General features: G+C 45.9%; 11 protein-coding genes. 2 read left to right on the top strand and 9 right to left on the bottom strand.

What is annotated here, in order from left to right:
* Positions 1 to 1,409: 1,409 nt before the first annotated feature.
* Entirely contained in the window at positions 1,410 to 1,829 is a 420-nt protein-coding gene (locus DMI82_RS09940; RefSeq protein WP_110103182.1) for a PPC domain-containing DNA-binding protein, read from the top strand.
* On the opposite strand, the gene DMI82_RS09935 is transcribed toward DMI82_RS09940, so the two are convergent.
* Complete coding sequence (locus DMI82_RS09935; RefSeq protein ID WP_110103181.1) at positions 1,819 to 2,145, bottom strand: hypothetical protein; 327 nt, start codon at positions 2,143 to 2,145, stop codon at positions 1,819 to 1,821. The genes DMI82_RS09940 and DMI82_RS09935 overlap by 11 nt on opposite strands.
* A gap of 268 nt (positions 2,146 to 2,413) precedes the next feature.
* Between DMI82_RS09935 and DMI82_RS09930 the strand changes: the two genes are divergently transcribed.
* Positions 2,414 to 3,493 carry an NAD(P)H-dependent flavin oxidoreductase gene (locus tag DMI82_RS09930; protein WP_021652910.1) on the top strand — a complete coding sequence of 360 codons (1,080 nt, stop codon included), beginning with the start codon at positions 2,414 to 2,416 and terminating at the stop codon, positions 3,491 to 3,493.
* Positions 3,494 to 3,578: 85 nt separating this feature from the next.
* Here the strand turns inward: DMI82_RS09930 and queF are convergent, their stop codons facing one another.
* The 8 genes from queF to DMI82_RS09890 form a co-directional block, all read right to left on the bottom strand.
* Positions 3,579 to 4,073, bottom strand: a complete 495-nt coding sequence (gene queF / locus DMI82_RS09925; protein ID WP_059086405.1) for a preQ(1) synthase — start codon at positions 4,071 to 4,073, stop codon at positions 3,579 to 3,581.
* Between the two features lie 43 nt (positions 4,074 to 4,116).
* Entirely contained in the window at positions 4,117 to 4,833 is a 717-nt protein-coding gene (gene queC, locus DMI82_RS09920; RefSeq protein ID WP_278308644.1) for a 7-cyano-7-deazaguanine synthase QueC, read from the bottom strand.
* Between the two features lie 19 nt (positions 4,834 to 4,852).
* A complete protein-coding gene (gene queE, locus DMI82_RS09915) occupies positions 4,853 to 5,521 on the bottom strand; it encodes a putative 7-carboxy-7-deazaguanine synthase QueE (RefSeq protein WP_021976185.1) in 669 nt (222 codons plus the stop codon).
* On the bottom strand, positions 5,518 to 5,967 hold the full coding sequence (gene queD, locus DMI82_RS09910; RefSeq protein ID WP_021652906.1) for a 6-carboxytetrahydropterin synthase QueD: 450 nt from the start codon (positions 5,965 to 5,967) through the stop codon (positions 5,518 to 5,520). Before queD ends, queE begins: the two co-directional genes overlap by 4 nt.
* 413 nt (positions 5,968 to 6,380) lie before the next feature.
* Entirely contained in the window at positions 6,381 to 8,036 is a 1,656-nt protein-coding gene (locus DMI82_RS09905) for a YecA family protein (RefSeq protein WP_110103179.1), read from the bottom strand.
* 122 nt (positions 8,037 to 8,158) lie between these two features.
* Positions 8,159 to 9,682, bottom strand: a complete 1,524-nt coding sequence (locus DMI82_RS09900; RefSeq protein ID WP_110103178.1) for a glycoside hydrolase family 32 protein — start codon at positions 9,680 to 9,682, stop codon at positions 8,159 to 8,161.
* 52 nt (positions 9,683 to 9,734) lie between these two features.
* Positions 9,735 to 11,366 (bottom strand): ABC transporter substrate-binding protein, encoded by a 1,632-nt coding sequence (locus tag DMI82_RS09895; protein WP_442857649.1) that lies wholly within the window; start codon positions 11,364 to 11,366, stop codon positions 9,735 to 9,737.
* Positions 11,367 to 11,436: 70 nt separating this feature from the next.
* A complete protein-coding gene (locus tag DMI82_RS09890; protein ID WP_015526648.1) occupies positions 11,437 to 12,333 on the bottom strand; it encodes a carbohydrate ABC transporter permease in 897 nt (298 codons plus the stop codon).
* Between the last annotated feature and the right edge of the window lie 11 nt (positions 12,334 to 12,344).

Below are 12,344 nucleotides of genomic sequence, written 5' to 3'. Positions count from 1 at the left end.
TAAAGAAATTTTCGAGAATCGTATGTGTTTCACTGTTTAGTTATCAAGGTTTGTTGTGTCTGTCTCTCAGACAGCTCGTTTATTTTATCTCATCTCTTTTTGTTTGTCAAGCACTTTTTAAGTTTTTTTCAAACATTTTTGAGTTAAGATTTTGTTGTCGTTTCGTTGACGACTTGGATACTTTATCATATCTTCTGTCTTTTGTCAACTGTGAATTTCATTTTTCTGAAACTCTTTTTAATTGTTTGCTTTTCAAAAACAATTATTTGCGACAGCTCAGTTATAATACCACTGGGAGTTATGCTTGTCAACCATAAATTTCAATTTTTTTAGATTTTCCTGGAAGTTTGTTTTTATAGGACAATTTCTTTTCTGCTATCATTCATCCATTATGCTATTATCTTCCTGTTTATTATTTTATATGTGTTGTTTTTTATAATAAGACTCTTCGCTGGATGGCGCTACGCCGGTCGCATTTTCAATGCGGTAAGTGCGAGGGAAGGCGATCTCAGAGTTCCGCAGCCCGAACGCCCTCCCTCGCGCTCCCACCCCGTTGGGCACGGAAGGAGTTCTGTGTTGTTGTGTGTGCTGCGTTGTTGACTTTTGTCTGTATGCTGCGGTACTCAGAATGGAACGTTGTGCCGATCTAGTTCCTGTATTCTTCGATATTTATGGTGATACGCTGGGCCGATCCCGTTTCTGTATTCTTCGATACTTATAGGAATATTCTGTACCAGTCTGACATTTCAGGACAGGACGCCCAGTCCGCTTTCATCCCCCGCATGTTTTTTCCTGTCGGCTGGAAGCGTCAGCCAGAGGAAGGTGGCATCGGGCCGGGCTGCTGCGGAGGAGGGGTGATTACTACTTGGGCTGCGAGAGACGGCGTTATTGCGGCAGGGTCTGCTGTCTGAGCCGCAGGCGAGTTCTGGCCCTGCCGCAATGCTTTTAGCCGTCTCACGGAGCCCTAGTAGTATCCCCCGACGGAGTCCCTGCCCGGAGCGATGCCACCTTCCTCTGGCGTCCCTCAACCACATCCACCTCTCAAAACCTCAAAAACATCCCCGACTGCATCCACTCCCGGAGCGATGCCACCTTTCTCTGGCGTCCCTCAACCACATCCACCTCTCAAAACCTCAAAAAACATCCCCGACTGCATCCACTCCCGGAGCGATGCCACCTTCCTCTGGCGTTCCTCAACCACATCCACCTAACGAAACCTCAAACGTATCCCCGCCTGCCTCCAATGCTAAGAGCAGACGTCAAAAAAATCTCTCGCACAGACATGAGACTCCGGCATTCTCTTTCCCTGGCCTTCCGTAAAAAATTAAAATGTATTATACTTATTGACAAGCGGATAAAAACATCCGCCGCTGTTTATGGCAAATATCACACAAAGGGAGGTTTTTATCATGGAATACAGACGTTTTGGAAACACGATCTATCTTCGTCTTGATCCGAAGGAAGAGATCCTGGAGGAGATCGGCAAGGTTGCAAAAAAAGAGAATATCCGCCTTGCACAGGTCACAGGCCTTGGCGCCATCAATGATTTCACTGCAGGCGTATACAACACAGTGACAAAGGAATACCACTCTATTCAGTTCCAGGGAGCGTTTGAGATCGTATCACTTACCGGTACCGTTACCCGAAAAGACGGTGACGTTTATCTTCATCTCCATATCGCAGCCGGTGACGAGGAAGGCCATGTACACGGCGGTCATCTGAACCGTGCCATCATCAGCGCTACTGCCGAGATCCAAATCCAGGTGATCGACGGAGAGATCGGCCGTGAGTTCAATCAGGAGATCGGTCTGAATCTGTTTAAATTCTGATTTTGCCAGAGGGATTCCGGACACAGCCTACTGCTTTACAGTTTAAAAATTTCATCACACATAAAAAGGGTGAAACTACACAGCATAATGCTGTCAGCTCACCCTTTTCTTTAGCTTCAATATTGCCCTCTTCCGCAATATCTGCAATGCTGTCACTGCTGTCGCCAAACTCTTCCGCACTCTCTGTCACGGTTCCGGCTTCCGCCAGCGGCATTTCCTCCTGTGCATAGGCCGTCACGGTTCCCGCTGACAGAGATGTGACTATCACGGACGCCGCAAGCAGCCAGGCCATGATGGTACTCGTCTTTTTTCGCATACCTGTTCCTCCCTTTTCCTCTAATTCACTTTACAGTTTTCTGTAAAGCTGATATCACTGTGAATTTGCCTGATATTTTCTGTTCTGTCAACAAAGTGGATTTTAACAAAATCTGGTCAAACAGCTATTCGCAATTGAAGCAGAGGACTTCCCTGATTCACCGACATTTACATTGACAAATTCCCCTGTTATGATATACTTTGATGATAAAACTATTTTATACTAAAATTATTTAACGAAAGCAAATGAATGTGAGGATCTGATCATTATGAAGAATTTTAAAATCGGTGATAAACTTACGAGATTTCCCCTGATCCAGGGTGGAATGGGCGTTGGTATCAGCCTTGGCCGTCTGGCAGGCACCGTTGCAAAGGAAGGCGGGATTGGAATCATTTCCACCGCTCAGATCGGCTACCGGGAAAAGGATTTCGACCGGAATACCGAAGAAGCCAACCAGCGGGCTATCCTGTCCGAGATGAAAAAAGCACGCAGGATTTCTCCTGACGGTATCATCGGCTACAACATCATGGTTGCACTGAAGGAGTACGCATCTCATGTAAAAGCCGCTGTCCATGCCGGCGCTGACCTGATCATCTCCGGTGCAGGACTTCCTACAGAGCTCCCTGCTCTTGTCAGCGGAAGCAAAACAAAGATTGCCCCCATCGTCTCAACGGACAAATCTGCAAAGGTTATCCTGAAATACTGGGAAAGAAAGTACAAGCGCACTGCAGACCTTGTGGTGATCGAAGGTCCCCAGGCAGGCGGTCATCTGGGCTTCCACAAGGAAGAGCTGGATTCCTATACACCGGAAGCCTACGACAATGAGATCCGAAAGATCGTCCAGACTGTAAAAAGCTATGCCGCAAAATTCGGCACGGAAATCCCTGTAGTAGCTGCCGGCGGCATCGCCACGCACGAGGATGTAAAGCATGTCCTTGATCTTGGTGTGGACGGCGTTCAGGTCGCCACCCGTTTTATCCCAACGGAAGAATGTGACGCAGACATCCGGCTGAAAGAATCCCTGATCCACGCCGCAAAGGACGACATTGCCATTGTAAAAAGTCCGGTAGGTATGCCGGGACGTGCCATTATGAATCCCTTCATGCAGCACGTCATGGCCGGAGAAAAGATCCCGCACAGTCCCTGCCACCGCTGCCTTGCCAAATGTTCCCCCGGCGAGATCCCTTACTGCATTACAGACAAGCTGATCGCCGCCGTAAAGGGCGACGTGGAAAACGGCCTGCTGTTCTGCGGAGCAAAGGCCTATATGGCAGATAAGATCGAAACCGTGCACGATGTGATCGCTGATCTGTTTGGCACAGAATCGGAGTGCATCCGGCTGTCATAAAGATAAACCTGCGCTGTCAGGCACCTAAACAAAAAGCCCCTGCTTTCATTGCTTTTCGCAGTGAAAACAGGGACTTTTAGTTTTTCTACCGGTTATCGATCTTTTCCGGGTACATGTCATGCTCTGCAAGGCGTTTCCAGGCAATCTCCTCCCATCTGGTTCCGGCTTTTCCGTAATTGCAGTAGGGATCAATGGAAATGCCACCTCTCGGCGTAAATTTTCCCCAGACCTCAATGTATTTCGGATCCATAAGACGGATCAGATCCTTCATAATGATGTTCACGCAATCCTCATGAAAATCTCCGTGATTGCGGAAGCTGAAAAGATACAGCTTCAGAGATTTGCTCTCCACCATTTTTTCACCGGGTACGTAGGATATCGTGATCGTCGCGAAATCCGGCTGTCCGGTAATGGGACAAAGGCTTGTAAATTCCGGGCAGTTAAATTTTACAAAGTAATCGTTGTCCGGGTGCTTGTTCAAAAATGTTTCCAGTACCTCCGGAGCATAATTGTCCGGATATTTTACTTTCTGATTTCCGAGAAGGGTGATCCCTTCTTTTTCCAGGTTTTCTCTGCTCATATTTTTTTCCTTTCTATGGTCAAACGGATATTTATGATCCGATCTATCTGTCAAGTGCCGGATCCTTCACTCCATTGAGCCAGAATGCCTCTGCTCTGTCAATACAGGTTCCACACACACCGCAGGGCTTTTCGCCGCCTTCGTAACAGCTCCAGGTCAGTTCATAAGGAACATTCAGCTCCAGGCCGGTTTTTACGACCTCTGCCTTTGTGCAGCTGACAAAAGGCGCCTCAACCTTCAGCTGGCCGCCGCTTCCCTGATAGATTGCCTCGTTGATCGCATTGTGAAACGCACTGCTACAGTCCGGATATGCATTTCCGGCTGCATCATCCGCATGTGCTCCGTAATAGATCACACTGCAGTTTTTTGACAGCGCAATACTTGCTGCCGAAGAAAGAAACAATCCGTTCCGGAACGGCACATAGGTTGAAACCGGTGAGCCATCGGTTTCCTTCAGCTGCTCTGCATAGCTTTCGTGCGGGATCTCTCTGTCTGAATGCTTCAGAAGCGAACAGTCACTGTACCGGAAGATCGGCTCCAGATTCAGATAAAGATGCTCCACTCCGTAATATTCTGCTGTTTTTCTGGCAGCCTCGATTTCTTTTGTGTGCTTCTGTCCGTAAGCTACTGTTAATGCAATTACATTCTCTTTTCCATATTTGTTTACGGCAAGCCCCAGGCAGGTGGTGGAATCCACACCGCCGCTTGCAAGTACAAGTGCTTTCATAGCGTTCTCCTTTTCTGCGGTATTTCTTGTTATATTGTGATATGTTTTCCTGTCATACTCCCCGTTTCTGCGGGTCCCAGATCACCTTATGAAGCTGGATCTGAAGCTTTACATCGTTGAGCTTTTTTTCCATAAGGAAATCCACGATCTCCACCGGCTGGATCCTGCCGAAAACAGGGCTGAAATAAACTGCCGTTTTTCCGACCAGCCTGTACTTTTCCAGGATTTCCAGAGCTTTTTCCATATCTCTGCGGCTGCTGACCACGAATTTCAGCGTATCCTCACTGCCCAGAAGCTCCAGATTGGAAAGGAGCATCTCTTTTTCCATGCCGCTGTCCGGTGCTTTATAATCCATGGTAAAGGACGGACGTTTTTTTAATATATGATAAGGCTTCAGATCTACGCTTCCATTGGTCTCAATCTCCACCCGCCGGAATGGATCCTCCAGGATTGCCTCGATCAGCTCCTCCATGCCTTTCCGTAAAAGTGGTTCCCCGCCTGTAAGTGTCACATTTTTTACGCCTGTTTCACGGATCCAGGAAAGGATCTCTTCTTCTGTCAGCCTTTCACTCTCACATCCCGGCTCATTTGCCCAGCTGGTATCACAATAGCTGCACTGAAGATTGCAGCCCTTAAACCGGATAAAAGCGGCAAGCTCTCCTGCCCGTCTGCCCTCTCCGTTGATGCTGACAAATTTCTCTACAACCTGATAGGTACTCATAGCCATACCGCCTCCGTTTCTTCTTCCGTTTCCCGGTAAGCTGCACAGTTATTTGGTGTTTCGTAAACAACAGCTCTTTTTACAGGATAGCCCTTTTCTTCCATTTTTCTGAAAAAATACTCTGAAAAATTCTCTGCTGTAGGGCGAAAGGGAACCTTCACCAGATGAAAGCCTTCCTCATCCAGTGCTTCCAGCGTTTTCGGACGTAATGTATTTTCTTCATAGATCAGCGTGTGATCCATGGAATCTGCCAGCTCCCGAAGATCCTTTTTCAGATCTCCGAAGTCTACCAGCATCCCTCGCTCCTGGCCGTTTTTCTCCAGCTTCCGGCTTTCGATCTCAATCTCCACATGCCAGCGATGACCATGGATATTGGAACATTTGCCGGTGTAACCGGACAGAAAGTGTGCCGAATCGAAATCTGCTTCTGTTTTTAACTGATACATAAATTTTTCCTCCTTCTGAATCTGTCACACCATCCGGATATTTCCATAAATAAAAAAAGCCGGGTTCCCGGCCTTGATCCTTCTGTGATCTGCATGTCAGGCGGATACTCACGATCCGCATTCGCTACGCAGCTTTAAACCGAATAACTGCTTGATCCGGTTTAAATAAAAAAAGGCAGACCCGCCACGAGTCTGCCCTGATTCTCACATCTTCTTCAGCCCTGGTTTTATTTATAGACAGGATGGTACAAACGAACTGTCTTATATTAATTTGTATGGTATTTCCGGAGATACTGCATCAAACGATAAATCGGACCAGATATCCGCGTTCGCTGCTCACTCATGAGCGCAGTCGCTCCGCAACGATCTATGGGAACTTTCAACTCCGGAATTACAGTAAATTTTCTGCAGAATTATCTTCTTCCACAGCACTTCTTATATTTCTTACCGCTTCCGCACGGACACGGATCGTTGGGATAGATTTTTCTTGCAGATGCCGGCTGCATCGGCATTGCTGTCGGCACAAAGCTGTTCGGCATTGCAGTGTGCGGCTTGCCTGTGGCAAACGGCCATACTGCTCCTGAGATCTCATTCGGTGTGTAACCGCGGAATTCCAGCATTCTTGTGTTATTGTTTGCCTCCATGATCAGCTTTGTAAATTTCTCAAGCTGCTCATCGTTAAACTGGATCCCCTTCTGGTTCAGGTTTTCCATGATCGCTGACATTCTGCCATCCATGGAGCATTCTTTGTAAATAAAGAACAGTACCTGATCCTTCACTGCATCGGAAACCTTCATCTCATCCAGCAGAAATCTGCCCAGTCTCTGGTAAGAAGCAGATTTTGTTGGATACCCGTTTTCGGAATAATCCAGGATCTCATCTACAGACGGAATATAGAATTTCCGTCCACCCTGACGTCTCTCGATATCCTTGTAGATGTTATTGACCAGTGCGGATTTCAGAATCAGCTGATCCTCCGCAAGCTCACAGATACAGGCCTTCTCCGGAATGGTATGATACAGCTCGATGAAGCTGTCATATCCGATGTCAAAGCCTTTTCTCTGCTTAAACATCTCATATACGGTCTTTGCCGGTGCAGATACATACAGATAGCTTACCATAATAAGGCAATCCTTCAGCCAGTTTACTTGGCTGCGAAGTGTCTGGAACTCCGGTGTATTGATCTGATCGTAAACAGCTACAACCTCTGCCGGAACTTCTGCGTAATCATCACTGTAGGAAACAAGGTAGCCCATATCGTTCAGCCATTCTAATGTATTCCACTCATCCTCTGCAACATGGAAGCATTTTCTCTGAATAGCCGCCTCAAAAGCCAGTACCTCCTGATCGTCTGCTACGAGGAAGCTTGCTTTCATAACCTCCGGTTTAAGAACCTCTGCGGCAACCTTTGCGGCGATCTCTTCCTGATCCATTCCCTTGCAGTGAAGTCCAAGCTCACCTGCAATGCTGAGAAGGTCTTCTTTACGATAGGACATGAGGAAATCTTTTACTGTAGGATTTCTTCTGCTGCCTGTGGCTGCCTCATCTGCTTTTGCAGCTCTGGCTGCTGCCTCTACTGCCGCTACTGTTGCAGCAATGTCTTCCGATGCTTTGGCTGTTTCCGCCTCAGTTTCAACTGTTGCAGTGCATCCCAGCTCTGGTGCCTCTGTCCAGTACGGATCATCCTCACCCTTTACTTCTTTTACAATAGAAGGAGCTTCTGCTGTTCCCTCGTCTTTCTTCTCAATATCAACTCTGTATTCCGGAGCTTCCTTATCCGCACCATACTGACGGAAGGTAAACCATTTCTCGGAATCCATAAGCTCTGCAGTCTCTGTCTCGCCTGCATTTAATAATGTGAAATTATTCTTCGCTTCTCCGTCACCGTTCTCACGGATCTGTACTTTTTTCTGAAAAAATTCAATCTCATATAGGCTGCCTGCCGGATACTGAACCAGTTTTTCAAGCATGGCTGCCATATTTGCAAATGTAACGTCAGCCGCAACAGTACAACGTCTCCATACCGGCGGTTTCGTTCCTTTTCTTGTGATTTTTAACTGATAAAACATTCCTGTGTTCCTCTCCTGTAAATATATGCCGGATCAGGAGATACGAATAACTCCTGATCCGGCGTAAGCAACTTCCCCTATGTTATACAAAAATAGAGAAATTGTCAATATTTGAGAGGCTTCTACAACACAATATCATATTTCTCAACCTGGATCACAGCATTTCCGTCACTGTGAAACAGGATCTCATCTGCTTCCACTGGTGTTGGGATCACGGTAGTCGCAGTTTTGCTTCCATCATTGATAAAAAGCTCTATGGAGCTTCGATCCAGGATAAAACGCAGCTTCAGATTTTGTCTGTCATCTGTGATCTGGAGCTTTCTTGTACATACAACATCACGCTGCACCCCGCTCCAGGTTCTGTCGATTTCCAGTATCTGTCTTTTTCGATCATAGGTAAAGACCGTTGTATATTCTTCATTGCGTGCAAGCTCGATCCGGAACTCATTGTACACATCCAATGCTTCCTGATTTGGATTTCCGGAGTTCCTGCTTCCATCCATGATGCCATCTGCGTTCTGCAGTTCCACAGTCAGATCGATCATTCGGCCACGGACGCCTTCAAGGCTTAAGCTCTCACCCACTTTTACATTCTCATAACAGCAACGGTTTTTCCGATAATTCTCAATTTCTCGGACTGGCTTCTGCCAGATCTTTCCGTCACGATATTCCAGCTCTCTCGGAAGAGTCATCATTCCCTGCCATCTCTGCTTTTCCTTGATCACACAGCTATCCCAGGATTTCATCCAGGCGATCATCACTCTTCTTCCATCTGGAAGAAGGGTTGTCTGCGGCGCATAAAAATCAAGTCCGTAGTCCAGACTTACCGGTGCGTCTTTTTCAAATGTATGTTTTTCGCTGTCATAATCTCCCGTAAAATACAGGGAATTATGTCCATTATGAAACTCATACCCTTTTGCACGCATATGCTGCGGAGAACAGATCAGCACATGTTTATCCCCGAGCGGAAAGAAATCGGGGCATTCCCACATAACACCGATTTCTCCTGTGGAGTTCTCCGCAAGAATTGTTTCAAATTTCCATTCTTTCAGATCTTTACTGGAAAACAGAACTACCTGTCCAGGAATTTCTTCGCTGCGGCATCCTACGAGCATATGGTATGTTCCGTTATCTTCCCATACCTTCGGATCACGGAAATCAACTCTGCTGCATTTCTCCGGAAGCATATCTCCGGTGACTATCGGATTTTTCTCTGCCTTTACATAATCTTTTCCGTCACCCCAGGCAAGGCACTGATTCTGCCGGACTTCTTCTTTTCCATCAGGCAGCTTTTCTGTTGTAACTCCTGTGTAGATCAAGGCCTGTTTTCCATCCGCTTCAATAGCACTTCCGGAAAAGCATCCCTCTCGATCATATTCCTGATCCGGTGCAAGCGCTGTAGGAAGCTGCTCCCATCTGATCATATCCTCCGTCACACTGTGGCCCCAGTGCATAGGGCCCCAGTCACGGCTGTAAGGATGATACTGGTAAAAAAGATGTACCTTTCCTTTAAAAACAGAAAATCCATTGGGATCATTGATCCAGCCAACCGGTGCAGATACATGAAAGGCCGGTTTCTCTTCCTGCGGGATATTTTTTGCTTCCTCTATTTCATAAAGACGTGCTTTTTCAAGTTTTTCACTCATACTCTGCTCTCTCTTTCTTTTTTATGTTTCTGACCGGTATCTTTTTCTGTTTTTATTTCTCTGTCTCACTAAGAGACTTCTGATACTGGTCAAAATATTTCTGTTTGATTGCCAGATAATCAGACAGTCCATACTGCTCCATCTTTTTCAGATAGGAATCCCATTCTTTATCGATGCCGCCATTCAGGATCCAGTCTGCTTTTTTCTGTTCCGCATACTTCTTGATATCCGTGTCGTACTGAGATACCTTATTGGTATCATCAATACTCATAAATACATTCGGATACACATATTTACTGTTCATATCCTTAAGATATGTTTCGTGCATATTGTCGAGACGCCATTTTGCATCTGCCGGCTCTGTTACATATACATCGTAATACTCGTTAAGTATTGCCAACGGTCCGTTTACAGACTGTGCTTCACGAACCTCTACCGGAGATGCATCTCCCAGATCCATATGTTTCAGCATCTGACCACCTTCTGCATTCTCGGACATCTCAAAGATATTAAATGAATCTTTTTCCCCGTAAGTACCCCAGTTATTCTGCGGAGACTGGATCGGTGCATACATCTGATCGATCCATGCTGCTGCCAGTGCCGTATTTCGACAGCTTGTAGTCAGAACGCAGCGTCCTCTGTCAAAGCCACTGGTTTCACTGTTATTCTGTCTTGTGATATTTACAAGACCATCCGGACCGGCCAGCGCCGGGAGCATTACATAATCTTCATTGTTATCAATATTTGCAATATCCCAGGTGAACCACAGACCATATCTGTGGTTCTTACCTTTTGCAACATAAGTTGACCATTCCTGGGTAAAAGCCTCCGGATCCACCAGCTTTTCTTCTACCAGCTGATGGAGCCACTGAATACCTTCTTTATAGCCTTCCTGTACAGTTGTATAAATAACGGTTCCATCATCTTTCACTGCAAAATGATCACCGGTGTCACCATATCCTTCTCCGAATCCGTTGATGAGAATTGCAGGATCCTGATCACCATTATTGATGATAAAGGACATCGGGATCACACCACCCTCAATGTTGAATTTCTTTTCCAGTTTATCTGCATTGTCGCGGAAAGCGATCAGAACCTGTTCCAGTTCCTCAGTTGTAGTCGGAACGTCCAGCTTCAGATAATCCAGCCATTTTTTATTAATGTAGGGAATATCTCCAATTGCCTGAATGGCTTCTTTCCCTGCACCAAGCTGCTCGATCCATGGGAAAGAATAAATATGTCCGTCCGGTGCTGTACACATTGTTCTGTATTCCGGGTATTTTTCAAATACAGCCTTAAGATTCGGCATGTATTTATCAATGAGATTTTCTACCGGAATAATGATTCCCTGTTTGGCATAACGAAGAAGATCATAATCACTCATCCCTGCGTTAAAAAGTCCATCCGGAAGATTTCCGAACTGTGCCAGCGCCAGATTTTTTTTGTCATCAAACTGATCCGATACAAAACAGGTCCAGTCAATGTGGACATTGGTCTGCTTTTCCAGTCTTTTAAAAATCGTTCTTTCATTAGGTTCCTGTGTAGATGTTGCAGGTGCACTGGTAATAAAAGACAGCTCTGCTTTTTCTTTCAGAGGAAAGGACACATCTTCCACCGGGATATCCGGATCTGTTTCTGCTTTCATGTGTTCTTTTCCGTTTCCACATCCGGCACTGCATACCATTATAATTGCAGAAAGCCCGATTGCCAATAATGCCTTCATTCTTTTTTTCATCATTATCAACCTCCTGTCATCAGCCTTTTACAGAACCAACCATAATGCCCTGGTCAAAATATTTCTGGAAGAATGGATACATGATCAGAAGCGGTAAACTTGATACAATGATCGTAGCATATTTCAGAAGTTCCGCTACCTTTGCCATCTGTGCAGTACTCTGGATATCTGCGATCATTCCGGGCTGCGGTGTATTCTGTACAAGGATGGAACGAAGTACCAGCTGCAATGGCTGCAGTTTCGCATCATTCAAATAAATCATAGCGTCAAAATAACTGTTCCACATTCCTACAAAGGACCACAGTGCAAGCACTGCGATGATCGGTTTGCATACCGGCATCATGATCTTGAAAAAATGCTCGATTTCCGTGGCACCGTCAATGGCAGATGCCTCTCTGAGTTCCTTGGGGATAGACTGATAATAGGTTCTGGCAAGGATCATGTTCCAGACATTAAACGCGCCCGGAAGCAGGATTGCCCAGATTGTATTTACCAGATGCAGCTGATTGATCAGGATAAAAGTCGGGATCATTCCTCCACCGAAAAACATGGTAATGAGAAAAATAACATTGAAGAAATTTCTTCCCACAAATTCTTTCTTGGACATTGGATATGCTGCCAGCAGAGTTACCAGAACTGAAATAATAGTAAACACCAGGGAATAAAAAAATGAGTTTGCAAAGCCTCTCCAGATCATATTATTTTCAAGAACTCTGCGGTACGCATCGATCGTCCACTTCCGCACATCAAAGCTGATCCCCTGGCTGTTCAGCACATTCGGATCCATAAAGGATGCGATCACAACATATAAAAGCGGAACCAGAATGGAAAGTACAAATGCACCCAGAAGTACGTATCCGATTCCTAAAATGGCTTTGTCAGATGCCGAATATTTCTTTTTCTTTGCTTTTGCCATAACAGCACCTC

This window comes from Blautia sp. BCRC 81119 (assembly GCF_003184505.1).
Classification (GTDB): domain Bacteria; phylum Bacillota; class Clostridia; order Lachnospirales; family Lachnospiraceae; genus Blautia_A; species Blautia_A fusiformis.
Note: the sequence above shows the minus strand (reverse complement) of the source record. Positions and strands in the feature narration are given on the sequence as shown.